Origin of the sequence: Streptomyces sp. NPDC048196 (assembly GCF_040652715.1) — a bacterium.
Classification (GTDB): Bacteria; Actinomycetota; Actinomycetes; order Streptomycetales; family Streptomycetaceae; genus Streptomyces; species Streptomyces siderophoricus.
In genome coordinates this window covers 15,066-41,966 of record NZ_JBEZMM010000034.1, presented here as the reverse complement: position 1 = coordinate 41,966, position 26,901 = coordinate 15,066, and the positions used below count along the sequence as shown (strand labels likewise).

21 protein-coding genes, 4 pseudogenes and 1 riboswitch are annotated in these 26,901 nt (G+C 72.6%); of the genes and pseudogenes, 12 read left to right on the top strand and 13 right to left on the bottom strand.

The features are described 5' to 3' along the window. Positions 1–294 precede the first annotated feature (294 nt). The 4 pseudogenes from AB0E02_RS27510 to AB0E02_RS27495 form a co-directional block, all read right to left on the bottom strand. Positions 295–684, bottom strand: a pseudogene (locus AB0E02_RS27510) (response regulator transcription factor); the annotation flags it as partial. Positions 685–1,008: 324 nt separating this feature from the next. Beyond that, positions 1,009–1,269: pseudogene (locus tag AB0E02_RS27505) on the bottom strand (response regulator transcription factor); the annotation flags it as partial. Beyond that, positions 1,266–1,604, bottom strand: a pseudogene (locus AB0E02_RS27500) (ATP-binding protein); the annotation flags it as partial. The pseudogenes AB0E02_RS27505 and AB0E02_RS27500, both read right to left, overlap by 4 nt. A 342-nt stretch (positions 1,605–1,946) precedes the next feature. Then, positions 1,947–2,864 (bottom strand): annotated as a pseudogene (locus AB0E02_RS27495) (histidine kinase); the annotation flags it as partial. Between the two features lie 918 nt (positions 2,865–3,782). On the opposite strand from AB0E02_RS27495, the gene AB0E02_RS27490 reads away from it, so the two are divergent. Then, positions 3,783–4,307 carry a heme-binding protein gene (locus tag AB0E02_RS27490; protein ID WP_362143732.1) on the top strand — a complete coding sequence of 175 codons (525 nt, stop codon included), beginning with the start codon at positions 3,783–3,785 and terminating at the stop codon, positions 4,305–4,307. Positions 4,308–4,950: 643 nt separating this feature from the next. Here AB0E02_RS27490 and map read toward each other — a convergent pair. Further along, positions 4,951–5,718 (bottom strand): type I methionyl aminopeptidase, encoded by a 768-nt coding sequence (map, locus tag AB0E02_RS27485; protein ID WP_362143638.1) that lies wholly within the window; start codon positions 5,716–5,718, stop codon positions 4,951–4,953. Positions 5,719–5,795: 77 nt separating this feature from the next. On the opposite strand from map, the gene AB0E02_RS27480 reads away from it, so the two are divergent. Beyond that, positions 5,796–6,089, top strand: coding sequence for a helix-turn-helix transcriptional regulator (locus AB0E02_RS27480; protein ID WP_362143635.1), 294 nt, complete (start codon positions 5,796–5,798; stop codon positions 6,087–6,089). Between the two features lie 321 nt (positions 6,090–6,410). Here AB0E02_RS27480 and AB0E02_RS27475 read toward each other — a convergent pair whose 3' ends face one another. Then, a complete protein-coding gene (locus tag AB0E02_RS27475; RefSeq protein ID WP_261956221.1) occupies positions 6,411–6,986 on the bottom strand; it encodes a TerD family protein in 576 nt (191 codons plus the stop codon). 368 nt (positions 6,987–7,354) lie between these two features. Between AB0E02_RS27475 and arfB the strand changes: the two genes are divergently transcribed. After that, positions 7,355–7,783: an alternative ribosome rescue aminoacyl-tRNA hydrolase ArfB gene (gene arfB, locus AB0E02_RS27470; RefSeq protein ID WP_362143630.1), complete on the top strand. Its 429-nt coding sequence runs from the start codon at positions 7,355–7,357 to the stop codon at positions 7,781–7,783. A gap of 421 nt (positions 7,784–8,204) precedes the next feature. Here the strand turns inward: arfB and AB0E02_RS27465 are convergent, their stop codons facing one another. Beyond that, positions 8,205–8,819 (bottom strand): flavin reductase family protein, encoded by a 615-nt coding sequence (locus AB0E02_RS27465; RefSeq protein ID WP_362143627.1) that lies wholly within the window; start codon positions 8,817–8,819, stop codon positions 8,205–8,207. A gap of 323 nt (positions 8,820–9,142) precedes the next feature. On the opposite strand from AB0E02_RS27465, the gene cdgB reads away from it, so the two are divergent. Together cdgB and AB0E02_RS27455 are read left to right on the top strand one after the other, a co-directional pair. After that, positions 9,143–10,813, top strand: a complete 1,671-nt coding sequence (gene cdgB, locus AB0E02_RS27460; protein WP_362143624.1) for a diguanylate cyclase CdgB — start codon at positions 9,143–9,145, stop codon at positions 10,811–10,813. 302 nt (positions 10,814–11,115) lie between these two features. After that, the gene (locus tag AB0E02_RS27455; RefSeq protein ID WP_362143621.1) at positions 11,116–12,030 is read left to right on the top strand and encodes a CBM35 domain-containing protein; all 915 of its coding nucleotides are present in this window, start codon (positions 11,116–11,118) and stop codon (positions 12,028–12,030) included. A 17-nt stretch (positions 12,031–12,047) separates the two neighbouring features. Here the strand turns inward: AB0E02_RS27455 and AB0E02_RS27450 are convergent, their stop codons facing one another. The 3 genes from AB0E02_RS27450 to AB0E02_RS27440 all read right to left on the bottom strand — a co-directional run bounded on the left by AB0E02_RS27450 (position 12,048) and on the right by AB0E02_RS27440 (position 15,274). Further along, positions 12,048–12,974: a 1-phosphofructokinase family hexose kinase gene (locus AB0E02_RS27450; RefSeq protein ID WP_362143619.1), complete on the bottom strand. Its 927-nt coding sequence runs from the start codon at positions 12,972–12,974 to the stop codon at positions 12,048–12,050. 132 nt (positions 12,975–13,106) lie between these two features. Next, positions 13,107–14,318 (bottom strand): N-acetylglucosamine-6-phosphate deacetylase, encoded by a 1,212-nt coding sequence (gene nagA, locus AB0E02_RS27445; protein WP_362143616.1) that lies wholly within the window; start codon positions 14,316–14,318, stop codon positions 13,107–13,109. Next, positions 14,318–15,274 (bottom strand): ROK family protein, encoded by a 957-nt coding sequence (locus tag AB0E02_RS27440; RefSeq protein WP_362143613.1) that lies wholly within the window; start codon positions 15,272–15,274, stop codon positions 14,318–14,320. The genes nagA and AB0E02_RS27440 overlap by 1 nt, the downstream gene beginning before the upstream one ends. A gap of 280 nt (positions 15,275–15,554) precedes the next feature. Between AB0E02_RS27440 and AB0E02_RS27435 the strand changes: the two genes are divergently transcribed. The 3 genes from AB0E02_RS27435 (at position 15,555) to otsB (ending at position 18,408) form a co-directional block, all read left to right on the top strand. After that, positions 15,555–16,775 carry an extracellular solute-binding protein gene (locus AB0E02_RS27435; RefSeq protein WP_362143610.1) on the top strand — a complete coding sequence of 407 codons (1,221 nt, stop codon included), beginning with the start codon at positions 15,555–15,557 and terminating at the stop codon, positions 16,773–16,775. Between the two features lie 73 nt (positions 16,776–16,848). Next, positions 16,849–17,130, top strand: coding sequence for a DUF3263 domain-containing protein (locus tag AB0E02_RS27430; protein ID WP_030810538.1), 282 nt, complete (start codon positions 16,849–16,851; stop codon positions 17,128–17,130). Positions 17,131–17,544: 414 nt separating this feature from the next. After that, the gene (gene otsB, locus AB0E02_RS27425; protein WP_362143605.1) at positions 17,545–18,408 is read left to right on the top strand and encodes a trehalose-phosphatase; all 864 of its coding nucleotides are present in this window, start codon (positions 17,545–17,547) and stop codon (positions 18,406–18,408) included. A 364-nt stretch (positions 18,409–18,772) separates the two neighbouring features. Here the strand turns inward: otsB and AB0E02_RS27420 are convergent, their stop codons facing one another. From AB0E02_RS27420 to AB0E02_RS27410, 3 genes are all read right to left on the bottom strand, one after another. After that, positions 18,773–19,459 carry a hypothetical protein gene (locus tag AB0E02_RS27420; protein WP_362143602.1) on the bottom strand — a complete coding sequence of 229 codons (687 nt, stop codon included), beginning with the start codon at positions 19,457–19,459 and terminating at the stop codon, positions 18,773–18,775. Positions 19,460–19,659: 200 nt separating this feature from the next. Then, positions 19,660–21,102, bottom strand: a complete 1,443-nt coding sequence (locus AB0E02_RS27415; RefSeq protein WP_362143599.1) for a trehalose-6-phosphate synthase — start codon at positions 21,100–21,102, stop codon at positions 19,660–19,662. Between the two features lie 47 nt (positions 21,103–21,149). After that, positions 21,150–22,112: a glucosyl-3-phosphoglycerate synthase gene (locus tag AB0E02_RS27410; protein WP_362143596.1), complete on the bottom strand. Its 963-nt coding sequence runs from the start codon at positions 22,110–22,112 to the stop codon at positions 21,150–21,152. 186 nt (positions 22,113–22,298) lie between these two features. Continuing rightward, positions 22,299–22,443: riboswitch (SAM riboswitch) on the top strand. 17 nt (positions 22,444–22,460) lie between these two features. Between AB0E02_RS27410 and thrC the strand changes: the two genes are divergently transcribed. The 4 genes from thrC to groL all read left to right on the top strand — a co-directional run bounded on the left by thrC (position 22,461) and on the right by groL (position 26,838). Beyond that, complete coding sequence (gene thrC / locus AB0E02_RS27405; protein WP_362143593.1) at positions 22,461–23,753, top strand: threonine synthase; 1,293 nt, start codon at positions 22,461–22,463, stop codon at positions 23,751–23,753. A gap of 55 nt (positions 23,754–23,808) precedes the next feature. Beyond that, a complete protein-coding gene (locus AB0E02_RS27400) occupies positions 23,809–24,093 on the top strand; it encodes a MoaD/ThiS family protein (RefSeq protein WP_362143590.1) in 285 nt (94 codons plus the stop codon). A gap of 546 nt (positions 24,094–24,639) precedes the next feature. Then, entirely contained in the window at positions 24,640–24,843 is a 204-nt protein-coding gene (locus tag AB0E02_RS27395; RefSeq protein WP_003986833.1) for a cold-shock protein, read from the top strand. 372 nt (positions 24,844–25,215) lie between these two features. Further along, positions 25,216–26,838: a chaperonin GroEL gene (gene groL, locus AB0E02_RS27390; RefSeq protein ID WP_030414913.1), complete on the top strand. Its 1,623-nt coding sequence runs from the start codon at positions 25,216–25,218 to the stop codon at positions 26,836–26,838. The last annotated feature ends 63 nt before the right edge of the window (positions 26,839–26,901 follow it).

Here is a 26,901-nt window from a genome sequence, read left to right as displayed (position 1 = left end):
GCACGGATCGGGGGTCGGCACGGACCGGGACTGTCGCCGACCAGGACCGCTCGCGGCCCGGAGGGCGCGAGCGGCGAACCAGGAGGGCACGAGCGGCAGACGGCAGCGGGCCGTGCCAGCGGGCCATGGCGTCGGGCCATGACTGGGGCCGTAACGAGGGGCATGGGGTCCGTTACGTCCAGCCATGACGGCGGGCCATGACGGCGGGACCGTCTGGGCGCGGACATCGCCTGTGGGGTGGGCCCTGCCTTGTCTCGTGGGGCCTGGCTTGCCTCGTGGGAAAGGGGGGCGCCGTCAGGGCAGCAGGCGTTGTTCCTTGGCTACGGAGACCGCGCCGGCCCGGGTGTCCACGGAGAGCTTGTCGTAGATGCGGCCGAGGTGGGTTTTGACCGTGGCTTCGCTGATGAACAGGGCGCGGGCGATCTCCCGGTTGCTCAGCCCGCGGGCGAGCTGGCCGAGGATGTCGAGCTCGCGGTCGGTGAGGGTGGGGCGCGGGCTGCGCATCTGGGCCAGTACCCGGTGGGCGACCGGCCCGGAGAGGGTGCTGCGCCCCGCGGCCGCGGCCCGGATGGCGGCGAACAGTTCCTCCGGACGTTCGGCCTTGAGGAGATAGCCGGTGGCACCGGCGTCGATGGCGCGGGTGATGTCGGCGTCGGTGTCGTAGGTGGTCAGGACGAGGACGTGGGGGATCGGGCCGGCCGGGGGGATCGGGCCGGCCGGGGGGATCGGGCCGGTCGGGCTCGTCGCGCTGGTCGCGCTGGTCGGGCGGGTTGGGCTGGGCGAGCTGGTGAGGCTGGGCGAGCTGGTCGAGTCCGTGGGGCCGGTCGAGGTGGTCGGGGTGGTGGGGCTGGGGCCGGCGGGTGCGGGTTTGGTGGGGCGGGCGGTCGGGGGAGTGGGAGCGGCTGACGCAGTACCCGCGGGGTTCTCGGCTGCTGCGGCTTCTGCTGCGGCTTCGCGGGCGCGCGGTGCCTCTACGGTGTTGCCGTCCTTGGCGTCCTCCCGGGCGCGGGCGGTGATGCGGCGGGTGGCTTCGATGCCGTCGATGCCCGAACCGAGTTGGAGGTCCATCAGGACGACGTCGGGGCGGAGTGCGGCGGCCAGCGCCACGGCCTCCTCGCCGTCGCCGGCCTCGGCGATGACCTCGATGCCGGGCGCGCTGCTGAGCAGGGCGAGCAGCCCGGCGCGGACGACCGCGTGGTCGTCGCAGAGCAGGACGCGTACGGGGGTGCGCGGCGCTTCGCCTGTGGAGGCGGTCGCGGAGGAGGTCATGGGGTGCGCTCCAGGGGGACGGCGGCGGACAGGACGGTGCCCTCGCCCGGTGCGGATTCAATGGTGAGCGTCCCGCCGAGCTGCCGCATCCGGGCGTGCATGGCGGGCAGACCGTGGCCGCGCCCTTGCGCGGCGGCGGTGGTGAAACCCCGGCCGTCGTCGGCGATGTCGAGGACGACCTGGTCGTCCAGGTAGCTGAGGGTGAGAGTGACGGTGCGCGCGGCGGCGTGCTCACGGACGTTCGCGAGGGCGCCCTGGGCGATGCGTAGCAGCGCGGACTGGACCCGGTCCGGGAGCGGTACGGGGGTGCCGTCCTGGTGGAAGCGCACGCTCAGCCGCTCGCCGGGCCCGCCAGGCCCGCCGCCGCCCGGCCCGCCCGTAGTGGCGCCGGTCCCGGTCGTGGGACCTGTAGGGGGCCCGGTCGTGGGACCCGGCGTGGGGCCGGTCGTCGGTGCCGTCGCATGATCCGTCGTGGGGCCCGTCGCGTGTACGGACGCGTGGCCGGTCGTGGGGCTCGTCGCATGGCCGGGCGTTGGACTCGTCGCGTGATCGGTCGTGGCCCCCGTCGCGTGACCGGACGCCGGACCCGTCGCGTGGCCGGTTGTTGGACTCGTCGCGTGACCGGTCGTGGTGCCCGTTGTGGGGCCGGTCGTGGTGCCCGTCGTGGGGCCGGTTGTACGGGTGGCCAGTCGGCGGAGGGCCTCCGGGAGGGGGGTGCCGCCGGCCAGGTCGGCCGGGGCGAGGTCGTGGACGAAGCGGCGGGCCTCGGCGAGGTTGCGGGCGGTGATCTCGGTGGCCGTACGTAGATGACCGCGGGCGGTCGCCGGGGCGCTGTCCCAGGTCCGGTCGGCGGCCTGGAGCAGCATCTGCTGGCTGGACAGGCCCTGGGCGAGGGTGTCGTGGATCTCCATCGAGAGGCGCTGCCGCTCGGCGAGCGTGCCCTCGCGCCGCTCGGTGGCGGCCAGTTCGCGGCGGGTCCGCAGCAGATCGTCGATCAGGGCGCGCTGGCGGGACGCCTGCCGCTCCATGTGGACGAAGACGGCGGTGGCGAGCGCGGCGACGGCCGGCGGGGCCAGCACCAGGATCGGGTCGAAGTCGGTCGACAGCCGGAGTTGGGCGGCCACGACGAACGCGGTGAGCAGGCCGACCAGCACCGATGCGGCGCCGGCCGGCAGCGTCCGCAGGCCCGTGTAGAAGAGCGGCACGGCGCACCAGGCGAAACTCGGCGCGAGCAGGACCACGACGACCCAGACCGTCACGACCGCGGCCAGCCAGAGCAGTCGGCGGGTGTCGGTCTGCCCGGCGTCCCGCGTACGGGACCTATAGGGCCTGCGGGGACTACGGGGCCTATGGGGTGTGTGAGGTGTGCGAGGTGTGGGGGGCGTGCGGGGGTGGCGGGCGAGGGTTGGGCCGAGGATGTGGAGCAGGGCCAGGGTGATGCTGAGGGCGATGATCCACGGGGTGCGGGGCTCTCCCGGGTGCCGGAGCAGGAAGCGGGTGAGCGAGGCGGCGAGCAGCAGGAAGAACGTCAGGTGCAGCACCGGGCCGAACCAGCGGGCGTCGGGGTCGCGGCCCGGGTCGGGGGCGCTTCCCATCAGTGCTGCGGTCGAGCCCGGCCCGGGGGCGATGGTCGAGCCCGTGCCCGGGATGGCGGTCGGCCCCGGTTCGGGGACGTTGATCCCGTCCCTGTTCGCGCCCCTGCCTGAGTCCCGGTCCACGGTGCTGCCCGCTTCCGCGCCCGGGCACTGGTCCACGGCGCTGCCCGCTTCCCTGCCCGGTTCCTGGTTTACGGTGCTGTCCGCTTCCGCGCCCGGGTCCTGGTTTACGGTGCTGTCCGCTTCCGCGCCCGGTTCCTGGTCTACGGTGCTGTCCGCTTCCGCGCCCGGTTCCTGGTTCACGGTGCTGTCCGCTTCCGCGCCCGGTTCCTGGTCTACGGTGCTGTCCGCTTCCCCGCCCGGTCCCTGGCCCACGGTGCTGCCCGCTCCCCTGCCTGGGCCCCGGTCCACGGGGCTGCCCGCTTCCCCGTCCCCGTTCGCGCCGCTGTCCGGCGGTGGCTGCTGAGTGATGTGCACCGTGGTCTCCTCGTAGGCCGACGTCCGTCAGACGGGCCCTGGCCGGGCGCCGACCTCGTAGTCGTAACCCGGGTAGTCGTAACCCGGGCGGAGCGGCGCCCGCATCAACCGATCGGTCGACACCGGTATCCCCCATCATGCACGGCGATCCCGGCCGGACCGCCGATCCGGGCGGACCGGTCTTCCTCCGACGATGAGGACATGAATCCGAGAACTCCGTTCCGCTCCCACAAGGTCTCCCACAAGGCCTCCCGCAAGGCCTCCCGCAACTCCTTCCACAAGGCGGCCTCCCACGAGGTCTCCCCCGAGGTCTCGAATGAGGCTTCCCGCCAGGTCTCTCACGAGGTCTTTCACGACGTCCCTCGCAAGGGCTCCCGCAAGATCTCTCGTAAGGTCTCCGTGGTCGGTGCCGTCGCTGCGGCGGGCGCCGTCGCGACCGCCCTGGTGGGCGCGGGTGTCCTCGGCGGCGCCTCCGCGACCGCCGCGCCCTCCTCCACGCACTCCGCCGCCGCGTCCACCGCTTCCGCTGCGGCCTCGCCCGCGAACGTGGGCAAGGGCCTCACGCGTACCACCACCCACCTCACCCTCGACGCGGCCACCAAGGCCGCCCAGGCCGCGTTGAAGGCGGCCGAGAAGGCCGGGCAGCGGGTTTCCGTGACCGTTGTGGACCGCAACGGCAGCACGCTGGTCGCGCTGCGGGGCGACGGCGCCGGGCCGCAGGCGTACGAGTCCGCGACCCGTAAGGCGTTCACGGCGGTCTCCTGGAACGCCCCCACCTCCGAACTGGTCAAGCGCCTCGACCAGGCGCCCACGCTCAAGGACATTCCCGGCACCCTCTTCCTGGCGGGCGGTGCGCCGGTCCGGGACGGGGACGCGCCGATCGCCGGGATCGGGGTGGCGGGGGCGCCGAGCGGGACCCTCGACGAGCAGTTCGCCGAGGCCGGAGCGCACGCCCTCGACGGCTAGCCGGCCCAACGGGGTGGAGTGGCAGAGGATTGGAGTGGCGGGGGGGAACGAGCCCGAGCGGCGGACGGGCCGCAGGGGCTGGAACGGACCGCAGGGCTCAACCGGCCGCAGGGACCGGAACGGACCGCAGGGGTGCAAGGGCCGCAGGACCCAGCCGGCCGCAGGGCTGAACGAGCCGCGCGGCCAGTCAGCCCCCGCGGCCTGGCCACGACAGTCCAAGTGCCGGCCCCGCGATCGGCTCCAACATCGCCACCACCAGCGCCAGCCCCTGCCGCCCGGCTACGTCAGCGCCGGCCCCCGCGGCCCGGCTACGTCAGCGCCGGCCCCCGCGCCCCGGCTACGAGAGCACAAGTGCCGGCCCCCGCGGTACGAGTGCCGGCCCCCGCGGTACAAGTGCCGGCCCCCGCGGTCGGCTCCAACATCGCCACCACCAGCGCCAGCCCCCGCCGCCCGGCTACGTCAGCGCCAGCCCCCGCAGCCCGGCTACGACAGCACCAACCCCCCCGCGACCCGGCTACAACAGCGCCAGCAGCAAGACCCGCACCGGCATCCGCACTGCACCCGCACTGCACCCGCACTGCACCCGCGCCGCACCCGCACCGCACCCGCGCCGCACCCGCGCCGCATCAGCCCCCCGGCCCGCCTACTGCATCGTCAGCACCCGTGGCCCGTCCTCCGTCACCGCGATCGTGTGCTCGAAGTGGGCGGCCCGGCTGCCGTCGGCGGTGCGCAGGGTCCAGCCGTCGCCGTCCGTGACGTACGCGTCCGTGCCGCCGGCGAGGAACATCGGCTCGATGGCGATCACCAGGCCGGGGCGCAGCAGGAAGCCGCGGCCCGGTCGGCCGTCGTTGGGGACGGGCGGGTCCTCGTGCATCTGCCGGCCGATGCCGTGGCCGCCGAAGTCGCGGGAGATGCCGTAGCCGGCGGCGCGTCCGATGCCGCCGATCGCATGGGAGACGTCGCCGATCCGGGCACCCGGTACGGCGGCCGCGATACCGGCCGCCAGCGCTCGTTGGGTGGTGTCCATGAGTCGCTCGTCCTCGGGGCGCGCGGTGCCGACCGTGAAGCTGATGGCGGCGTCGCCGGCCCAGCCGTCCACCACCGCACCGCAGTCGATGCTCACCAGGTCGCCGTCGCGCAGCCGGTATCCGTCCGGGATGCCGTGCACGATCGCGTCATTGACGGACGCGCAGATGACGGCCGGGAACGGGGTGGGCGCGAACGACGGGCGGTAGCCGAGGAAGGGCGAGGTGGCGCCGGCCTCGCGCAGCACCGCCCGGGCGACCTCGTCGAGGTCCAGCAGCCGCACGCCCGGCGCGGCGGCCGCGCGAACCGCGGCCAGTGCGTCGGCGACGACCCGGCCGGTCAGCCGCATGGCGTCCACCGCGGGCTCCGTCTTGATTTCCACCATGGATGACCTCCGCAGGTCAGGGAGCTGAGCCGGTATTTCTTTACCGGTAATTGTTTACCGGTATTAGTATCACGGGCATGGTGCGAACTCCACTGACTCCTTGGGAGCGGGAACGCGGTGAACGGCTCGGCGCGCTGCTGCGGGTGGCGCGTGGCGGGCGGAGCATGGTCGAGGTCGCGGCGGCGGCGGGGCTGTCCGCCGAGACGCTGCGGAAGATCGAGACCGGCCGGGCGCCCACCCCGGCGTTCTTCACGGTCGCGGCGCTGGCCGGCACGCTCGGCCTGTCGCTGGACGAGGTGGCGGTGCTGGCCACGCCGCCCGAACCGGCGGAGGGGGAGGGTGAGCGGGAGGGGAACGGCGCGGCCGCCTGAAAACGCGCGCAGGGCCGGCCCCCCGAAGGGGACCGGCCCTGAAGCAAGCCCGGGTGTGGGCGCCGGTGGTGCCTCCGCGCCTCGGGCGCGGACCACTCAGCCGCTGACCGCTCGGCCGCAGATCACGCGGACACAGGCCGCTCGGCCACAGACCACTCAGCCACAGACCACTCAGCCACAGACCACTTAGCCACAGACCACTCAGCGGCAGATCACTCAGCCGCAGGCCGCGCGGACCCAGGCCGCGCGGACCCGGCCTGCGCGGACCCGGACTGCGTGGACAAGGACCGCTCAGACGCAGCCCGCGTGGCCGTGGACGACTCAGACGTTGACGCCGAAGTCCTTCGCGATGCCGACCAGGCCCGACGCGTAACCCTGGCCCACCGCGCGGAACTTCCACTCCGCGCCGTTGCGGTACAGCTCGCCGAAGACCATGGCGGTCTCGGTGGCCGCGTCCTCGCTCAGGTCGTAGCGCGCGATCTCCGCGCCACCGGCCTGGTTGACGATGCGGATGAAGGCGTTGCGCACCTGGCCGAAGTTCTGGCTGCGGTTGTCGGCGTCGTAGATGGACACCGGGAAGACGATCTTGTCGATGTCGGCCGGCAGTGCCGCCAGGTTGACGTTGATCTGCTCGTCGTCGCCCTCGCCCTGGCCCGTGACGTTGTCACCGGTGTGGACGATCGACTGGTCCGGCGTGCTCTTGTTGTTGAAGAAGACGAAGTGCTGGTCGGAGTAGACCTTGCCGGTCGTGTTCACCGCGATCGCGCTCGCGTCGAGGTCGAAGTCCGTGCCGGTGGTGGTGCGGACGTCCCAGCCGAGGCCCACCGTGACGGCGGTCAGGCCCGGTGCCTCCTTGGTGAGCGAGACGTTGCCGCCCTTGGACAGGCTTACAGCCATGGGGATGTCCCTTTCCTAGTCAACGCGTCGAGTCGTCGGGCTCCGTGCTGGCACGAAGCTACCGTCACCCACCAGAACGTCGTCGGGGGACCGTGAGGTTCCAGGTCTCTTTACTTTCTTTGCCCAATCCTGATGCCGGTCCCAGGGGGCATGCCGATGTCCGTGCGGCCTACCGGAGTCCGTACGGCCTGCAGGTACCGGTGTCCGTGCGGCCTGCAGGTGCCGGTGTCAGTACGGCCTGCAGGTGCCGGTGTCCGTGCGGTGCGCCGCGCTACTTGCCCGCTCATGGGCGGAATCTGATGTGCGGCCAGGTCAAGGGGCGTGAAAAGCGGGTGACGGTGCGGTCGGATTCGCGGGATCATAGGGGCATGTCCGGGCCCCATGTCATCCGCGGTTCGGTCGTCCTTCCCGAGGCCGAGCTCGTCTGGCGTTTCTCGCGGTCCTCGGGTCCGGGCGGCCAGCACGTCAACACCAGCGACAGCCAGGTCGAGCTGCGCTTCGACCTCGGCAGCACGCAGGCGCTGCCGCCGGTGTGGAAGGAGCGTGCGCTGGAGCGGCTGGCCGGCCGGCTGGTCGACGGCGTGCTGTCGGTACGCGCCTCCGACCACCGTTCCCAGTGGCGCAACCGCGAGACCGCGGCCGTCCGGATGGCCGCGCTGCTCGCCGAGGCCAGCGCGCCGCCGCCCAAGGCGCGCCGGAAGTCGCGGATCCCACGGGGCATCAACGAGCGGCGGCTGCGCGAGAAGAAGCAGCGCGGTGACACCAAGCGCGGCCGCTCGGGCCGCGACTGGACCTGAGCGGCGCAGCAGCCGGCCGCCTGCCGAAGCCCACCGCCCGCAGGCCACCGGCCCGGTAGCTCGCGACCCGGCTCTCCCGGCCCCGCAGCCCGCCACCCCGCTCTCCCGGCCCCGCAGGTCGCCCCCGCTCGCCCGGCCCACAGCCCGCCGGCCCACTCTCCCGGCCCCGCAGCCCACCGACCCGCTCTCCCGGCCCCGCAGCCCACCGACCCGCTCGCCTGGCCCGTAGTCCGCCACCCCACTCTCCCGGCCGCAGCCCACCGACCCACTCTCCCGGCCCGCAGCCCGCTCCCCGCTCTCCCGGCCCCGCAGCCCACCGGCCATCTCTACCGGCCCCGCAGCCCGCCACCCCGCTCTCCCGGCCCACAGCCCGCCGGCCCACTCTCCCGGCCCGTAGCCCGCCGCCCCGCCCCCCGGCCCCTCACCCCAACTGCCGGTACCGCCCCCGGAAGTACGTCAGCGGTCCGTCGTCCTCGTTCGGGATGCCGGTGGCAAGGACCCGTCCGATGACGAGGGTGTGGTCGCCGGCCGTGACGCGCTGCTCGGTGCGGCACTCCAGGGTCGCCAGCGCACCGCCGATGAGCGGGGCGCCGGATGCTTCGCCCCGTACGTGCGCGATGTCCTCGAAGAGAAGCCGGTCGCTGATGCGGCCCTTCATGGCGAATCGCCCGGCGATCTGCCGTTGGTGTCCCGAGAGGACGGAGACGGCCCACAGTGGCTGCTCCGCCAGCAGGTCGTCCATCCGGGAGCCGTTGCGAACGCTCACCATCACCAGCGGCGGGTCGAGCGACACGGAAAGGAAGGCGGTGGCGGTCATGCCGGCGTCCTCGCCGCGCGGCCCGGCGTCCGGGTCGTGGGCGGTGATCAGTACGACGCCGGCGGCGAGCCGGGACAGGGCGGCGCGGAACTCGTCGTCACTCACCCCCACAGCATGCGGGATCGGCGCGCCACCCGGCGTGGAGGCCGGCGCGACGGTGGGGGCGGCGGTGGCGGCGGGCCGGGCGGCCGCCGCATCGACAGGGGTTTCCGTGAACACGCCATGAACGCTAACTTCCCGCCGTCCGCGCGCGCATCGGACCCCGGGACCACCCGCGTCCTAGGTCCAGCGACGGAGGTCGTATACAGGTGGCAGAACGCTCGGAATTTGCGTTCAGAAAGTGTAGAAAGAGTGAAGGCGGGTTCGCTGGGACGGGGTGGTGGGACACGGTCAACGCTCGCTCACCGTCTGTGACTTGAGTCACAGCGGCCTCTAATTGTTGACCCTGTGTACCGAGTGAAGAGCTCACTGTGATTCAGTGAGCGTGGAATCGGACGACAAGAATCGTGGAGTCTGCTGTCGAGGTCTCAGGGGAGCGAGCGATGGAGACCGAGTCGGAGCCATACGTCCGTCTTGCGACCCTGCGGCAGCTGCACCAAGTGGTCGCCGAACTGAACACCGCACGCAGCCTTGCGGACACCTTGCAGACCGTCGCCGACGGCGCCGTCAACGGCCTCGGCTACGAACTGTCCGCGGTCAACCTCGTGCGGCCCGACGGCGACCTGGTGGTGGCCGCGGTCGCCGGCAGCGCGGGCGCCGAGGCCCTGATGGCCGGCCGGGTCGGCTCGCGCTCCTCCTGGGACCGCCGGCTGTCCATGGGGGAGCGGTGGGGCGACCTGTGCTTCATCCCGTATACCGAGGGCTGGGTGCTGGACGACGACGACGTGCCGCAGTGGCACACGGCCGGGCCGGCGCCGCGCTTCCCCGACGAGTGGCACCCGATGGACCGCCTCTTCGCGCCCATGTACACCGCGGGCAACGGCGGCGGCGAACTGCTCGGCGTGATCTCCGTCGACCGCCCGCGCAACGGCCGCCGCCCCGGCGCCTGGGGCCAGGAAGCGCTGCAGATGTACGCCTTCCAGTCCGCGATCGCGATCAGCAACGCCCGGCTGCGGGCGAACATGCAGCGCGCCCTGGTCCGGCTGGAGCGCGAGCAGCAGGCCCTGCGCGCCAGCGAGGAAAGCTTCCGACAGGCCTTCGAGTACGCGCCGAGCGGGATGGCCGTGGCCGAAATGGGCGGGGACCAGCACGGGCGGCTGCTACGGACCAACGACGCGCTGTGCCGGCTGCTCGGCCGTACGGCTTCCGGGCTGCGCCGCTACTCCTTCTCCGACCTCGTCCACCCCGAGGACATCGGCACCCTGCTGCGCACCTCCGCCGAGGGCGGCCGCGCCGAGCTGCGGCTGGCCCGCCGCGACGGCACGTACGTGTGGGTCTCGCTGCGCAACTCCGTCGTCGCCGACACCGCCGACGGCCCCCGGTACCTGCTCACCCACGTCGAGGACATCGAGGAGCGCAAGCGGCACGAGCTCCAGCTCGCGCACCGGGCCAGCCACGACTCGCTGACCGGCCTGCCGAACAGCGCCGAACTGCGGGCCCGGCTCGGCGCCCGGCTGTGCTCCCGGCCGGCCGGTTCGCTGGCGGACGCCTACGCCTCCTCGGGCGGCGCGGACCCGCGGGACCCGCACGGCTTCCGGCCGGACGGCAACGAGCCCTTCGACGGCGTCGACGGCTTCGAGGGCAAGGCCCCGGTCCCGTTCGACCACCACGTCCACCTCGTCGCCCCCGCGGACGGGCCGGCCGACGACGGCTCCAAGGGGCTCGCGGTCCTCTTCTGCGACCTCGACGGCTTCAAGTCGATCAACGACCGCTTCGGGCACAACACCGGCGACGCGGTGCTGATCGAGGTCGCCCGCCGGCTGACCAGCGGCGTACGGGACGGCGATACGGTCGCCCGGCTCGGCGGCGACGAGTTCGTGGTGCTCGCCGACGGTCTGGGCACGGCCGACGCCCAGGACCTCGCGGTGCGGCTGCGCAACGCGATCATCCCGCCGATCCGGGTGGAGGGACGGGCGGTCCGGGTGGGCGCCAGCTTCGGCATCGGCTGGGCGAGCTGCGGGATGACCGCCGAGGAGGTCCTGGAGTCGGCGGACCAGCGGATGTACGTCGAGAAGCGCTCCCGGTCGAAGGCGAACCGGCGGGCGGCGGGCTGACCCCGGACGGCGGACCGGGCGCGGCTGTGCGGTGGGCCGGGCGGGCTCTGCGGGGAAACGCGGGCGCCGCGCGGCGCATCTCACATCCGCGGCCCGCCGGCCCCCGCACCAGCAGTTCACCGATCCGTAGCGATCTTGTGGCCCGCCGGGCCCGGTGTGGTCCGGACGCGAGGGGGTAGGCTGCGCCGATGCGGCGCGGCGCCGCCGGGGGCCCGGACCAGAGATTCGCGCAGAAGACGTCTGCGCACGCGTACCGACCGACGCGTTCATCACGCGCACACATCGCTTGGGAGTGACACGGAATGACGGCCGGCAACAACGGCGCGGACACGCCGGAGAACGACGACCCCTTCGCCTACCTCTACCGCGCGGAAGGCGGCGAGGGCGGGGCACCGGGCTCGCCGGGCGCCGGCGGGGCGGCCCGCCAGCCGGGGGTGCCGCGCACGTCGTACAACCAGGTGCGGGCGGTCGGCCAGCGCCAGTACGGCCAGCAGGCCCAGCAGCCGGTCACCTACGGCCAGCAGAACGCGACCTACGCCGCGCCGGAGACGCTGCCCGGCGGCGACCGCACCCGTGGCGTGCCGGCGCCCGGCCACGGCGGCGAGCCGGAGCCGCGCCGCCGCAACGGCCTGCTGATCGGCGCGGTCGCCGTGGTCGCGGTGGTCTGCATAGGCATCGGCGTCGCGATGCTCACCAACAACGGCGACGACACCAAGAACGCCAACGCCGGCAAGTCCGGCCCGACGGCCGGTGACACCGTCAAGCCGAGCGAACAGCCCCACACCAAGCCCAAGCCCGGCGAACTCCCCAAGGAGGACGCCGGCAGCCTGCGGCTGGACGGCGGCGCGACGACGGCGAAGGACGTGCCCGGGGCCCGCTCGGCCGGCGGGACGTACATCGGCGGGATGAACACCCCCGGCGCCTCCGCCACATGGACGGTCGACGTGGACACCGCCGGCAAGTACAAGCTCTGGGTCGGTTACGGCGTGCCCGGCAAGGACGCCAACCTCACGCTGAACGTGAACGGCACGGCGATCCCCCGCCCGGTCAACATGGGGAACTTCGCCCACGGCCCCGAGGGCGCCTGGGACAAGGGCTGGACCAAGACCTGGTCGTACGTCCAGCTGAACAAGGGCACCAACACCGTCAAGCTGTCCTGCGAGAGCGGCAACCAGTGCGACGTGAACCTCGACCAGGTCTGGCTGGCCCGGCCCTGAGACCCGCCGGGGCCGGTTCAGGCCGCCGTCGGATGATCCGTCACCACCACGCGCTCCAGCAGCTCCTCGTACGTCGTCCGGTCGAACTCGCCGGCCGCCGGGGCCCGGACCGTCGCGGCGGACAGGGCCACCGCGCGGGCCAGGCGTGCGGGCCAGGGGAGGTCCTCCACCAGTCCGGACAGCAGGCCGGCGACCGCGGAGTCGCCGGCGCCGGTCGGATTGCCGGCGAACCGCCGGGGCGGGGCGGCCTGCCAGGCGCCGTCGGCGGTGACCGCCAGCATCCCGTCCGGCCCCAGTGAGGCGGCCACCGCGTGCGCGCCGCGGCGGCGGGTGTCGCGGGCGGCGCGCAGCGGCTCGGTGCTGCCGGTCAGGGCGGCCAGCTCGTCGGCGTTGGGCTTGGCGAGGTCGGGACGGGCGGCGAGACCCCGGCGCAGCGGTTCGCCGCTGGTGTCGAGGAGGACGGGGACGCCGGCGGTGCGCGCGGTGCGGGTGAGGCGGGCGTAGACATCGACCGGGACGCCCGGTGGCAGGCTGCCGCACAGGGCCACCGCCCGGGCCTCGCCCAGCAGTTCGCGGTAGGTGCCGAGGAAGGTGTCCCATTCGGCGGGGGAGACGGTCGGGCCCGGCTCGTTGAGCTGGGTGGTGTCCCCGGTGGTCGCGTCGACGACGGCGACCGTGCGGCGGGTGGCGCCGCCGACCGGGACCAGGGCGTCGGTGACCGCCGTCTCGGCGAGCAGGGCGCGCAGCGCGTCCCCGGTGCCGCCGCCCGCGAAGCCGGTGGCGACCGTGCGGTGGCCGAGCGCGGCCAGCACCCGGGCGACGTTCACGCCCTTGCCGCCGGGGCGTTCGGACACCTCGGTGATCCGGTGCGTGCGGTGCGGGCGGAGCCGGGGCACGCGGTAGGTGATGTCCAGGGCGGCGTTCAGCGTGACCGTGAGGATCATGGTCGCCCCTCCGGGCAGTCATGGCCGGGCGGCGGCCGGGGTCGGGCAACCGCGCACGGCGGTGGCATGCGGACAAGTGCGCGAGCGATCATGCCATCGTCGGTGGCGGTTGGCCCAGACCCGCAGCTCACCTCACGCGCTCTGCGGCCGCACCACCCACTCGCCCCGGCGCATCACCCCGACCAGGGCGAACGCCGCGTCCAGTACCACCAGGTCGGCGTCCTTGCCGGCCGCCAGGGAGCCGGTGCGGTCGGCGAGGCCCAGCAGGCGGGCAGGGGTGGCCGACAGCGCCTGGACGGCCTGGTCCACCGTCAGGCCGTCGACCAGTACCGCGCGTTGGAACGCCCGGTCCAGGGTGAGTGTGGAGCCCGCGATGGAGCCGGCCGTGGGGCCGTCGGCGATCCGGGCCACCCCGTCCCTGACCTCGACCTGCATGGGCCCGAGCGGATACCTCCCGTCGTCCATGCCGGCCGCGCCCATGGCGTCCGTGATGAACGCGACCCGGCCGCCGCCCGCCTCACGCACGGCCAACTGGAGCATCGCGGGATGCAGATGGGTGCCGTCGTTGATCAGCTCGACGGTGATCCGCTCGTCCTCCAGGAGCGCGGCGACCGGCCCCGGCGCCCGGTGGCCGAGCGGCGGCATCGCGTTGAAGAGGTGGGTGGCGACGGTGGCGCCCGCGTCGATGGCCTGCCGGGCCGCCTCGTAGGACGAGTCGGTGTGGCCGACGGCGGCGATCACCCCGGCGTCGGAGAGCAGCCGCACGGAGGCCAGGCCGCCGGGCAGTTCGGGGGCGACGGTCATCATCGCGGCGGTGCCGTGGGCCGCGTCGAGGAGCTTGCGGACGTCGGACGGGTCCGGGTCGCGCAGCAGTCCCGGCTGGTGGGCGCCGCAGCGCTGCGGGGAGATGAACGGACCCTCGAAGTGGATCCCGGCCAGCTCGCCCTGCTGGACCAGTTCGGCCAGCACCGCGGCCTGCCGGGCGAGTTCGGACAGCTCGCCGGTGACCGTGGAGGCGACCATCGAGGTGGTGCCGTGCCGGCGGTGGGTCTCGACGACCGTCATGCACTCGCCGGGGTCGGCGGACGAGAACGAGCCGCCGCCCCCGCCGTGCACGTGCATGTCGACGAAGCCGGGCACGACCAGGTGGCCGGTCAGGTCCACGGCGTCGGCGCCGCGGTCCTCGGTCAGGTCGGCGTCGCGGCTGTGGACCGCGGTGATCCGGCCGCCCTCGACGATGATCCGGCCGCGCTCGACGACGCCGGACGGGCGGGCGATCCGGGCGCCGGTCAGGACGGTGCGCCGGGGACCCGCGGCGGGCTGCACGGACAGTTGCTGTGCCATCAGGCGGTTACCTCCGTGGAGAGAAGATCCCGGGCGAGGAGTCCCGCGCCCAGGCACCCGGCGGCGTCCCCGAGGGCCGCCGGAACGATCGAGGGGAGCCGCTGGAACGTAACGCGCCGCCGGACCGCTTCCCGCAGAGGCGTGAACAGCGTGTCGCCCGCCTCGGCCAGTCCGCCGCCGATGATCAGCATCTCCGGGTCGAGCAGGGTCAGCCCGGTGACCAGGCCGTCGGCCAGCGCGTCCACCGCGTCCCGCCACACCGCCCGGGCCCGTTCGTCGCCGGACGCCACGGCCTTGGCCGCGTCCGCCGCGCCGGCCCCGGGGTCGCCGCAGGCCGCCGCCCAGTCCCGGCCCACCGCGGCGGCCGAGGCCAGCGTCTCCAGACAGCCCCGCTGCCCGCAGCCGCAGGCCCGACCCCCGGGCCGTACGACGATGTGGCCGATCTCGCCGGCGCTGCCGTGCGCCCCGGCCTCGATGCGGCCGGCGATGCCGATGGCACCGGCGATGCCGGTGCCCAGCGGGACGAACAGGAAGCGGCCGGCGTCCCGGCCGGCGCCGATCCGGCCCTCGGCCAGGCCGCCGGTGCGCACGTCGTGGCCGAGCGCGACCGGGATCCCGCCGAGCCGCTCGGAGAGCAGCGCCCGCAGCGGGACGTCCCGCCAGCCGAGGTTCGCGGCGTAGACGGCGGTGCCCGAGGTCTCGTCGACGATGCCGGGGACCGCGACGCCGGCGGCCTCGGCGGGAGTGCCGAAGCGGGCGATGCCGAGGTCGCGGAGCTCGGCGGCGAAGCCGAGGATCGTCTCGACCACCGCGTCGGGGCCGCGTTCGCGGCCGGTGGGCCGCCGCGCCTCGTAGAGCAGGGCGGGCGGTGTCTTCCCGGACGGTTCGGGATCCGCCCCTACGAGGGCGGCCTTCATCCCGGTGCCGCCCACATCCAGGGCGATGACATGTCTCACGGGAACAGTTTCGCGCGATGCGCCCCGAAAGGTCTAGTCCACTCACCGGTGCGGTCCGGGTGAAGGAAGTGTGGGGAGCCCGATACCGAAGAGCAACCACCTGTGGTGTAGACCTTGTATCGGACGCGGGTGGAAACTCGCTGTTCACGCCGGGCGAGGGCGATCCCCGAGACGGTGTCGAGGAACCCGGCAAGCACGGAATTTCGGGACAGGAAAAGGGCGGTAACAGCGGGTGCAGCGGCGGTACTTGAGCCTGGCGGCGGCAGCAACGGCCACCACCATGACACTGACACTCACCGGCTGCGGCGGCGGATCGGGGGACGGCGACGTCACCCTCAAGCTGATCGCCGCGGACTACGGTGACAGCGAGGCCAACAGCTCCCAGCACTACTGGGACCAGCTCGCCCGCGCCTTCGAGAAGAAGAATCCCGGCATCAAGATCGACGTCGAGGTCGACAGCTGGACGAACGTCGACAAGCACGTCGAGGACCTGGTCAAGGCGGGCAAGGCCCCCGACCTCGCACAGATAGGCGCGTACGCCGACTACGCGGCCAAGGGCAAGCTCTACAGCGCCGACCAGCTGCTCTCCATACCGGTGCAGGCCGATTTCACCCCCGCCCTCGCGGAGACCGGCGAATACCACCGCGTCCAGTACGGCCTGCCCTTCGGCGCCAGCACCCGGCGGCTCTTCTACAACAAGAAGCTGTTCAGCCAGGCCGGCATCACCAGCCCGCCGCAGACCTGGGACGACATCGCCCACGACGCCGCCCTGCTGAAGGCACACGGCGTCAAGATGCCCTACGCACTGCCGCTCGGCCCCGAGGAGACCCAGGCCGAAACGCTGATGTGGATGCTCAGCGGCGGCGGCGGCTACACCGACAGCATCGGCAAGTACCAGATCAATTCGCCCGAGAACATCAAGACCTTCAACTGGCTCAAGAACGACCTCGTCGGCAAGGACCTGACCGGCAGCGACCCCGCCAAGCTCAACCGCGAGGACGCCTTCGCCGGCTTCGCCGCCGGCGACGTCGGCATGCTCAACGGCCACCCCACCCTCATGAAGCAGGCCGAGGCCAAGGGCATCGACTACGGCACCGTCGACCTGCCCGGCGTCAAGGGCCCGGCCAAGACCACCATGGGCGTCGCCGACTGGATGATGGCGTTCAAGCAGAACGGCCACCGCGCCGAGGCCGGCAAGTTCCTCGACTTCGTCTACAGCGACAAGAACGTCGAGAAGTTCTCCGGCGAGTACGGCCTGCTGCCCGTCACCACCTCCGCCTCCGAGGCGATGATGGCCGACGACCACTACGCCAAGCTGCACAGCTTCCTCAAGCAGCTGGCCGGCGCCCAGTTCTACCCGGCGGACAAGACGTCCTGGCCGCTGGTCTCCAAGACCATCAAGGCCAGGATGGGCGCCGCGGTCGGCCCGAACGGCAACCCGGCCGGTGTGCTCACCGACATCCAGAACACCGCGGACACCGAGGACAACAGCGGCGAGTGAGCCCGCGCGCGGGGGACCGGGCCACCCGCCCGGCCCCCGCCCCGTCCGACCGTGCGCTTATCGTGGGAACGTGATGACGAGCGGCACCGGCAGTACGGACGACCCGCAGGCCACCGGCGGCGCGGGCGGCTCCGGGCTGTCCGCCCGGGACGAGGCGGTGCTCGCCGTCGAGCGCCGCTCCTGGCCCGGCCCCGGCCCCAAGGAACGGGCCATCCGCGAACGCCTCGGCCTCTCCCCGACCCGCTACTACCAGCTCCTCAACGCCCTGCTGGACGACCCCCGCGCGCTCGCCCACGACCCCGTCACCATCAACCGCCTGCGCCGGATACGCGAGGCGCGCCGCGCCCGCCGCTGACCGGACGGGCCTGGCGCGGCAGGCACGTGCCTGCCGCGGCCGGCATGAGCTCGGCGCGGTGGGGGCGTGCTTGGCGCGGCACGCACGTGCCTGCCGCGCACGCACGCGGTTGGTGCGGCAGACATGAGCTCGGCCGGCAGGGACGAGCCTGGCGCGGCGCGCGCGGTTGGTGCGGCGGGCATGAGTTCGGCGCGGCGGGGACGGGCTTGGCGCGGCACGCACGTGCCTGCCGCGCACGCACGCAGTTGGCGCGGCAGGCATGAGTTCGGCGCGGCGGGGACGGGCTTGGCGCGGCACGCACGTGCCTGCCGCGGCAGCCATGAGCTCGGCGCGGCGGGGACGGTCCGCGACCCGTCGGCCCGATGCGCCCGTGCACCGGCCGTGCGCCCGCCCACCGCCGGTAGGGTCGGCGGCATGGGCAGCCCCCCGAACGTGCCGACTCCCGTCACCCCCGCCGGCCGCGACGGCCTCGCCGCGCTGCTGGCCCACCCGGAACGCGCCGTCGTCGCCCTCGACTTCGACGGCACCCTCGCCGACATCGTCCCCGACCCGGAAAAGGCCCGCGCCCACGACGGCGCGGTCGCCGCCCTCGGGCGCCTCGTACCGCGGCTGCGCGCCGTCGCGGTGATCACCGGCCGCCCGGCCACCGTCGCGGTCCGCCTCGGCGGCTTCGCCGCCGTCCCCGGACTGGACCACCTCACCGTCCTCGGCCACTACGGCGCCGAGCGCTGGGAGGCGTCCACCGGCACCGTGCACGCCCCGCCGCCGCACCCCGGCATCGCCGCCATACAGGCCGAACTCCCCGGCGTCCTGGACACCTCCGGCGTCTGGCACGGCACCTGGGTCGAGACCGCCATCGAGCGCAAGGGCGGCCGGGCCATCGCCATCCACACCCGCCGCGCCGAAGACCCCCAGGGCGCCTTCGAGCGGCTGCGCGCACCGCTCACCGCGCTGGCCGAACGCCACGGCCTGATCGTCGAACCGGGACGTCTGGTCCTCGAACTCCGTCCGCCCGGGATGGACAAGGGCGTCGCGCTCGCCGACTGGATCCGCGAAACCGGCGCCTCGACGGTCCTCTACGCCGGCGACGACCTCGGCGACCTGGCCGCCTTCGCCGCCGTCGAAAAACTCCGTTCCGAGGGCCTGACCGGCCTCCTGGTCTGCAGCGGCAGCAACGAGGTCACCGAACTCGCCGACCGCGCCGACCTGGTCGTCGCCGGCCCGACCGGCGTCGTGGACTTGCTGGGCGCGCTGGCGAACCGCCTCACCACCGACTGATCACCGACTCACCACCGGCCGGCTCACCACCGCCTGACCACCGGCCGGTTCACCACCGCCTGACCACCGGCCCGCTCACCACCGACTGGCCACCGGCCGGTTCACCACCGACTGGCCACCGACCGACCAGTGGCCCGCTCACCACCGACTGGCCACCGGCCGGTTCGCCACCGACTGGCCACCGACCGACCACCGGAAGCGGCGGGGTGCGGCTCGCCGTGTCCCGCTCCGTCGGGAATACCCCGCCCCACCGCTTCGTTGTGGCCCCGCAGGGGGCCTCGCGTCCCCTAAGGGATCTGTTCGACCGTCCCCTAGGGCCCCTGGGTAGGCCCCCGCCTAACTTCCCGGCCCCACCCCCCACCCCCTACTTCCCCAGCCCCAGCACCGCCTCCGCCGTCGTCCAGTCCCGGGCGATGGCCTGCTGGGCCTTCGTCAGGTCGGCCTTGCCCGCGCAGATCGCGGCCTTGAGGCGGTTCTCCACCACGTCCTTGGGGTTGTTGGGGCCGGCGCCCGGCCGGTGCCCGGGTGACGGCGGCTCGACCCAGAGGTTGCGCGGATCGTTGGGATCGCCGCCCAGCTGGAGGCTGATGAGGTGGTCGTACTCGGCGTCGTGCAACGGGCCGGTGTAGCCGTACGACGCGGCGTTGGCCTGCTTCTCCCGGCCGGTGATGTTCACCGGGGGCCGGATGTCCTTGGTGTAGCCGCTCCGGCAGATTGTCGAACTGAGGGTCGCCGCGGTCACCTTGGGGTTCGTCGCGCCCGGCGTGCACCTCGGGTCCGGCAGCGGCTGCTTGCCGGCGGTGTGGCGGACGTGGCAGGTACCGGGGGCGGGCTGCCGCTGCACGGTGTACGCACCCTGGGGGCCCGGCCCCACGGCTATCGCCCCCGAGGGCGAGGCGGGGGACGACGCCCCCGAACTGCCCGAACCCTCCTTGGCGTCGGGATGGGTCCGGGCGGACGAACACCCGCCGGCCGCGAGGGCCAGCACGGCGACGGCCGCCATCGTGGACGTACGGACGGAAGACGGCAGGGCACGCGCGGAGTTCGGCATGGAGAAAGAACTACCCCACCGCGGCCCGGAACAGCCCGCGCCCCGGCTTCCCTGCCCCACCTTCCCGCTGCGCCCGGCCCCGCTTCCCCACTGCGCCCGGCTCGCTTCTCCACTGCGCCCGGCCCCGCTTCCCCACTGCGCCCGGCCCCGCCTCCCGCTGCGCCCGATCCCGCTCCCCGCCGCGCCCAGCGCCGCCCGGATCACCCCTCCCGCAACGACTGCAACTGGTCCAGGAACCACCGGGCCGGCGGCAGCGCGGTGGCCGCCGCGGCCAGCCGCTCGGTGCGCTCCGCCCGCTCCCCGGCCTTCATCGACAGCGCCTCGTGCAGCGCCCGCGCCGTACCGCCCACGTCGTACGGATTGACCGTCAGCGCCGCGGCCCCCAACTCCTCGTGGGCGCCGGCCTCCCGCGACAGCACCAGCGCGCAGCCCTCCTCGGACACCACCGGGATCTCCTTCGCGACCAGGTTCATCCCGTCCCGGATCGGATTGACCAGCGCCACGTCCGCCAGCCGGTACGCCGCCAGCGACCGCGCGAAGTCGTCCTTCACGTGCAGCACCACCGGCCGCCAGTCCGCCGTGCCGAACTCGGCGTTGATCTCCTCGGCCAGCCGCCCCACCTCCGCGGTGTACTCCCGGTACACCGCCAGGTCCTGCCGCGACGGGTACGCGAAGGCCACGTGCACCACCCGCTCCCGCCACTCCGGCCGGTCCACCAGCAGCTCCCGGTACGCCAGCAGCCCGCGCACGATGTTCTTCGACAGCTCCGTGCGGTCCACCCGCACGATGCTCCGGCGCGCCGCCCCGTCCGGGCCGGTGCCGATCTGCTCGCGCAGCGCCGCCAGCCGCTCGTCCACGTCCGCCCGCCGCGACCGCTCCCGCAGGAACCCGGCGTCCGCCCCCAGCCCGTACACCCCGAGCCGGGTGCCGCCGGTGCCGCCCAGCACCTCGGCGCAGCACGCACTGAACGCGTCCGCCCAGCGGTGCGTCAGGAACCCCAGCTGGTCGGCGCCCGTCATCCCGCGCAGCAGCTGCTCGGCGATCCCGTCCGGCAGCATCCGGAAGTACTCCGGCGGCGCCCAGGGGGTGTGCGAGAAGTGCGCGATCTTCAGGTCCGGCCGCAGCGCCCGCAGCATCCCCGGCACCAGCGCCAGGTGGTAGTCCTGCACCAGTACCGCCGCGTCCCGGCCCGCCTCGTCGGCGAGTGCCTGCGCGAAGGCGTGGTTGTACGCCTCGTACGCCCCCCACTGCCGCCGGAACTCCGCGTCGAAGACCGGCTCCAGCGGCGTCTGGTAGAGCATGTGGTGGACGAACCACAGCACCGAATTGGCGATGCCGTTGTAGGCGTCGGCGTGCACATGGGCCGGGATGTCCAGCATGCGGACGCGCTGTCCACCGGTGTCGGCCGGGTCCAGCCCGCCCCCGGTCCGCCGCGCGGCCTCCCGGTCGCCGTCGCCGAGCGCGGCACACACCCACACCGCGTCAGTCTCGGGACCGATCGCCGACAGCCCCGACACCAGCCCGCCCCCGCCCCGCTTCGCGGTCAGCGCCCCGTCCTCGCCCAGGGCGTACGAGACCGGTCCGCGATTGGACGCGACGAGAACCTCGGCACCTGCGTTCACCACACTGCGCTCGGAGACCATGTCGCGAGATTAACCAGTGACAGATCCGTGCAAACGTGCGACGCGGGTCAGGCCGCCCGCCTGGCCGCGTATTCCGGGATGTCGGCCATGGGCGGCCGTTCCTCGGTGTCCACGTCCGTGGTGCGGGGCACGAAACCCGCCTCGCCGCGGTCGAACTGGGTGAGCCGGGGCCGCACCAAGTGGCCGCGGGCCAGCCGGAGTTGGGCGGTGCGGTAGATCGCGGCGGCCATCCGGCCGAGGGCCTGGCCGTCCTGATGGCGGTGCCTGCGTACGCCGACGTCCACCTGGGCGAGGGCGTCTAGGCCGACGGTGTGCAGCGCGTCGACGAGCAGACCCAGCTCGACGCCGTAGCCGACCGGGAAGGGCAGCCGCTCCAGCAGGGCCCGGCGGGCCGCGTACTCGCCGCCCAGCGGCTGGACGAAACCGGCCAGCTGCGGCCAGTGGAGGTTGAGCAGCGGACGGGCGACGAGTTCGGTGACCCGGCCGCCCTGGCCCGGCCCCGCGCCCTCGCCCCCGGTCTCCAGCGGGCGGTCGTACATCGCCTTGACGAACTGCAGGTCCGGATCGGTCAGCAGCGGGCCGACGATGCCGGAGACGAAGGTCGCGGAGAACTCGCGCAGGTCGGCGTCGACGAAGCAGATGATGTCGCCGGTGGTCGCGAGGAGCGAGCGCCACAGCACCTCGCCCTTGCCGGGGACGGCGGGGATCCGCGGCAGCACCGCGTCACGGTGGACGACCTTGGCGCCGGCCGCCGCCGCGACCTCGGCCGTCCGGTCGGTGGAACCGGAATCCAGCACCACCAGCTCGTCGACCAGCGGGACGGCGCCGGTCATCAGCTCGGCACGGATCGTCGCCACGATCGCGCCGACCGTGGCCTCCTCGTCCAGCGCGGGCAGCACGACACTGACCGTCCGGCCCGTCTGGCGCTTGGCCGCCAGCAGCTGCTCCAATGGGCGATCGGCAGCCGACCAGGAGCGGCTGCGCAGCCAGCGCTCCACCTCTTCCAGCACGTCTACGACTCCTCGGTGGCCGCCGGTGCAGCGGTCGGTATGTGATCCATCGTGTGATCCATCTCGCGGTTCGGACGACTATCTCAACTGTCAGTGCCTTCGGTTACAGTCTTGAACAACGCGGATGACCCTCGCATGTCGGGGTCGCCACGCGACAAACGCCTGGGTTTCGGCCCAGCGCCATACCGCTCATCCAGAGGGGCAGAGGGATACGGCCCGTTGAAGCCCCGGCAACCCTCCAGTCGGTCTCCGCGTGCAGCGCGCGAGGCTCCCGGCTAGGGAAGGTGCCAAATCCGTCTCGTGGCGAGATGCGCCGCGAGGAAGATGAGGAGAAAGGGCCTCGCCTCCATGGCTGTGCAAACCACCGAAACCGCCACGAACGCCACCCCCGTCGCTCTGGGCCCCGCCGTCGCGCTGTCCTGCCGGGAGTGCGGTGAGCGCTTCGAGCTCGGTCCGATCTTCGCCTGTGCCAGCTGTTTCGGGCCGCTCGAAGTCGCCTACGACCTGCCGAGCGGCGACCCTGAGGCCCTGAGGAAGCAGATCGAGGCCGGCCCGGACAACATCTGGCGCTACGCCCCGCTGCTCCCGGTCCCCGTCGACGTGGCCGAGAAGCCGAACCTCAACCCCGGCTTCACCAAGCTCGTCAAGGCCGACCGGCTCGCCGCCGAGCTCGGCGTCACCGGCGGCCTGTACGTCAAGGACGACTCCGGCAACCCGACCCACTCCTTCAAGGACCGGGTCGTCGCGATCGCCGTCGAGGCCGCCCGCGCCTTCGGCTTCACGACCCTGTCCTGCTCCTCGACCGGCAACCTCGCCGGTGCGGTCGGCGCCGCGGCGCGCCGCGCGGGCTTCAAGTCCTGCGTCTTCATCCCGCACGACCTGGAGGCCGGCAAGGTCGTCATGGCCGCGGTCTACGGCGGTGACCTGGTCGGCATCGAGGGCAATTACGACGACGTCAACCGCTTCTGCTCGGAGCTCATCGGCGACCCGCTCGGCGAGGGCTGGGGCTTCGTCAACGTCAACCTGCGGCCGTACTACGGCGAGGGCTCCAAGACGCTGGCGTACGAGATCTGCGAGCAGCTCGGCTGGCGGCTGCCGGACCAGATCGTCATCCCGATCGCGTCCGGCTCCCAGCTGACGAAGATCGACAAGGGTCTCAAGGAGCTGATCGCCCTCGGACTGGTCGAGGACAGGCCGTACAAGATCTTCGGCGCCCAGGCGGAGGGCTGCTCGCCGGTGTCGACGGCCTTCAAGGCCGGGCACGACGTCGTGCGCCCGCAGAAGCCGAACACCATCGCCAAGTCGCTGGCGATCGGCAACCCGGCGGACGGCCCGTACGTGCTGGACATCGCGCGCCGGACGGGCGGTGCGGTGGAGGACGTCAACGACGAGCAGGTCGTGGACGCGATCAAGCTGCTGGCGCGTACGGAGGGCATCTTCGCGGAGACCGCGGGCGGCGTGACCGTCGGCGTGACCAAGAAGCTCATCGAGGAGGGTCTGCTCGACCCGGCGCTGACCACCGTTGTCCTCAACACGGGTGACGGTCTGAAGACACTGGACGCGGTCGCGCCGACCACCGGGCCCACGGCCACGATCCGTCCGAACCTGGATGCGTTCCGCGCGGCCGGCCTGGCCGGCTGAGCCCGCGCCGCCCTTCGCACCCGTACTCCGTAATCCCTGTCCGGAAGGCAGAACCATGAGCGTCAAGGTCCGCATCCCCACCATCCTCCGCACGTACACCGGCGGCGAGGCCGAGGTCACCGCCGAGGGTACGACCCTCTCCGAGGTGATCGCCGACCTGGAGAAGAACCACCAGGGCATCGCGGCCCGGGTGCTCGACGACGCCGGCAAGCTGCGGCGCTTCGTGAACGTCTACGTCAACGATGACGACGTCCGCTTCGAGCAGGGCCTTGAGACGCCGACGCCGGAGGGCGCGGGCGTCTCGATCATTCCCGCGGTGGCAGGGGGTGCCGGGGCGTAGCCCCGTCCTGCCGGGGCGGTGGTCGGGCGACGGGTGGGCGGCTGCTGACCTTCCGTTCGGTCTTACGTCGCGCGTCCCCCTGACGCGCGGCGTCATCCGGACGTTGATCGAACGGGCGCGGATTTGCGCCATCTCTTCCCCCGCTTGACCGGAATTGCCCCGTCCATCGAAATCGGACGGGGCAATTCCGTTTCGTGAAAGGGGATAGCATTGTGGCGATCTCCTCGCTGTATATGTCCCGGGGTATGCCGAGCGCATAAGAAACCGTGCTGAGTTGTGCTCAAAGTGTGTGCGGCATTTGTCGGTTAGGCACGTCTATGCCCGGCCCGACTCGCCCGGGAGAATCGCGATTTCGCCGCATATAGCCGATTCTCCGGCGCCAGAATTCTCGTCCGATTGACCTGTTGCGCTGGGCATCGGTCCAGATACATTCAGCGGCGGTCGACGCGTTCCGGCGCACACCCCACGGGCCTTTCGCGGGGTGAGGTCTGACCCGGGTCCGCGGAGTGCGGTCCTGCGCAAGGGCCAGTAATAGGGGAGTTAGGCATGGCTCAGGGCACCGTCAAGTGGTTCAACGCGGAGAAGGGGTACGGCTTCATCGCGGTCGACGGTGGTGCGGATGTATTCGTCCACTACAGCGCGATCCAGATGGACGGCTACCGCACCCTTGAGGAGGGCCAGCGGGTCGAGTTCGAGATCTCGCAGGGCCAGAAGGGGCCGCAGGCGGACATGGTCCGGGTGGCCGGCTGAGGCGCCGACCGACTGCTGCGTTGTGAAGGCCCGTACCCCTGAAGGGGTACGGGCCTTCTGCTTGCACCTCGAACGACGGACGGGCCTCCCGGCCGCCCCCCTCGATGGGTGGCCACGCTCTGAACGGCTTGCGCCCACCCGTCGCCCGACCACCACCCCCCAACGACGCCCTATCGGGCGGCTTGCACTCGACTGCCCCGAGTGCTAATCATTGGCGTTAGCACTCTCCGAGTGAGAGTGACAATGAAGGACCGGGTCGGTGAGGCCCGCAGGCCGGGTGGGGCAAGGAACCACAGCAGGTCTGCAGGTCGTCCGTCGCGGGCGCCAGCGCGGTCCGGAGCAATCCACCCCAGTCCGGGAGGACCACTTCACATGGCCAAGATCATCGCGTTCGACGAGGAGGCACGGCGCGGTCTCGAGCGCGGGATGAACCAGCTCGCCGACGCCGTCAAGGTCACCCTCGGCCCCAAGGGCCGCAACGTCGTCCTCGAGAAGAAGTGGGGCGCCCCCACGATCACCAACGATGGTGTGTCCATCGCCAAGGAGATCGAGCTCGAGGACCCGTACGAGAAGATCGGCGCCGAGCTGGTCAAGGAGGTCGCGAAGAAGACGGACGACGTCGCCGGTGACGGCACGACGACCGCGACCGTCCTGGCCCAGGCCCTGGTCCGCGAGGGCCTGCGCAACGTCGCCGCCGGCGCCAACCCGATGGCCCTGAAGCGCGGCATCGAGAAGGCCGTCGAGGCCGTCTCCGCCGCCCTGCTGGAGCAGGCGAAGGACGTGGAGACCAAGGAGCAGATCGCCTCCACCGCCTCCATCTCCGCCGCCGACACCCAGATCGGCGAGCTCATCGCCGAGGCCATGGACAAGGTCGGCAAGGAAGGCGTCATCACCGTCGAGGAGTCCCAGACCTTCGGTCTGGAGCTGGAGCTCACCGAGGGTATGCGCTTCGACAAGGGCTACATCTCGGCGTACTTCGCCACCGACATGGAGCGTATGGAGGCGTCGCTCGACGACCCGTACATCCTCATCGTCAACTCCAAGATCGGCAACGTGAAGGACCTGCTGCCGCTCCTGGAGAAGGTCATGCAGTCCGGCAAGCCGCTGCTGATCATCGCCGAGGACGTCGAGGGCGAGGCCCTGTCGACCCTGGTCGTCAACAAGATCCGTGGCACCTTCAAGTCCGTCGCCGTCAAGGCCCCGGGCTTCGGTGACCGCCGCAAGGCCATGCTCGGCGACATCGCCATCCTCACCGGTGGCACCGTCATCTCCGAGGAGGTCGGCCTCAAGCTCGAGAACGCCGGTCTCGACCTGCTCGGCCGCGCCCGCAAGGTCGTCATCACCAAGGACGAGACCACCATCGTCGACGGTGCCGGTGACAGCGAGCAGGTCCAGGGCCGGGTCAACCAGATCCGCGCCGAGATCGAGAACAGCGACTCGGACTACGACCGCGAGAAGCTCCAGGAGCGTCTGGCGAAGCTGGCCGGCGGCGTGGCCGTCATCAAGGCCGGTGCCGCCACCGAGGTCGAGCTCAAGGAGCGCAAGCACCGCATCGAGGACGCCGTTCGCAACGCGAAGGCGGCCGTCGAGGAGGGCATCGTCGCCGGCGGTGGCGTGGCCCTGCTGCAGGCCTCCTCGGTCTTCGAGAAGATCGAGCTCGACGGTGACGAGGCCACCGGTGCCGCGGCTGTGAAGCTGGCCCTGGAGGCCCCGCTGAAGCAGATCTCGGTCAACGCCGGCCTTGAGGGCGGCGTCGTGGTGGAGAAGGTGCGCAACCTGGCCGTCGGCCACGGTCTGAACGCCGCCACCGGCGAGTACGTCGACATGGTCGCCGAGGGCATCATCGACCCGGCCAAGGTCACCCGCTCCGCGCTGCAGAACGCCGCCTCCATCGCGGCGCTCTTCCTCACCACCGAGGCCGTCATCGCCGACAAGCCGGAGAAGGCCGCCGCGGCCGCTCCGGGCGGCATGCCGGGCGGTGACATGGACTTCTGATCCACCGCGCCGGACCTCCGGCCCGCTGGACCAGAACGCTGATCCTCCCGGATCACCCGTCCT

What these genes read in the sequence shown, in the direction of transcription:
- map (WP_362143638.1), bottom strand. Translation starts at nt 5,718, where the DNA reads ATGGTGGAAATCAAGACGGAGCCCGCGGTGGACGCCATGCGGCTGACC.
- AB0E02_RS27480 (WP_362143635.1), top strand. Translation starts at nt 5,796, where the DNA reads ATGGTGCGAACTCCACTGACTCCTTGGGAGCGGGAACGCGGTGAACGG.
- AB0E02_RS27475 (WP_261956221.1), bottom strand. Translation starts at nt 6,986, where the DNA reads ATGGCTGTAAGCCTGTCCAAGGGCGGCAACGTCTCGCTCACCAAGGAG.
- arfB (WP_362143630.1), top strand. Translation starts at nt 7,355, where the DNA reads ATGTCCGGGCCCCATGTCATCCGCGGTTCGGTCGTCCTTCCCGAGGCC.
- cdgB (WP_362143624.1), top strand. Translation starts at nt 9,143, where the DNA reads ATGGAGACCGAGTCGGAGCCATACGTCCGTCTTGCGACCCTGCGGCAG.
- AB0E02_RS27455 (WP_362143621.1), top strand. Translation starts at nt 11,116, where the DNA reads ATGACGGCCGGCAACAACGGCGCGGACACGCCGGAGAACGACGACCCC.
- AB0E02_RS27450 (WP_362143619.1), bottom strand. Translation starts at nt 12,974, where the DNA reads ATGATCCTCACGGTCACGCTGAACGCCGCCCTGGACATCACCTACCGC.
- nagA (WP_362143616.1), bottom strand. Translation starts at nt 14,318, where the DNA reads ATGGCACAGCAACTGTCCGTGCAGCCCGCCGCGGGTCCCCGGCGCACC.
- AB0E02_RS27435 (WP_362143610.1), top strand. Translation starts at nt 15,555, where the DNA reads ATGACACTGACACTCACCGGCTGCGGCGGCGGATCGGGGGACGGCGAC.
- AB0E02_RS27430 (WP_030810538.1), top strand. Translation starts at nt 16,849, where the DNA reads ATGACGAGCGGCACCGGCAGTACGGACGACCCGCAGGCCACCGGCGGC.
- otsB (WP_362143605.1), top strand. Translation starts at nt 17,545, where the DNA reads ATGGGCAGCCCCCCGAACGTGCCGACTCCCGTCACCCCCGCCGGCCGC.
- AB0E02_RS27420 (WP_362143602.1), bottom strand. Translation starts at nt 19,459, where the DNA reads ATGCCGAACTCCGCGCGTGCCCTGCCGTCTTCCGTCCGTACGTCCACG.
- AB0E02_RS27415 (WP_362143599.1), bottom strand. Translation starts at nt 21,102, where the DNA reads ATGGTCTCCGAGCGCAGTGTGGTGAACGCAGGTGCCGAGGTTCTCGTC.
- thrC (WP_362143593.1), top strand. Translation starts at nt 22,461, where the DNA reads ATGGCTGTGCAAACCACCGAAACCGCCACGAACGCCACCCCCGTCGCT.
- AB0E02_RS27400 (WP_362143590.1), top strand. Translation starts at nt 23,809, where the DNA reads ATGAGCGTCAAGGTCCGCATCCCCACCATCCTCCGCACGTACACCGGC.
- AB0E02_RS27395 (WP_003986833.1), top strand. Translation starts at nt 24,640, where the DNA reads ATGGCTCAGGGCACCGTCAAGTGGTTCAACGCGGAGAAGGGGTACGGC.
- groL (WP_030414913.1), top strand. Translation starts at nt 25,216, where the DNA reads ATGGCCAAGATCATCGCGTTCGACGAGGAGGCACGGCGCGGTCTCGAG.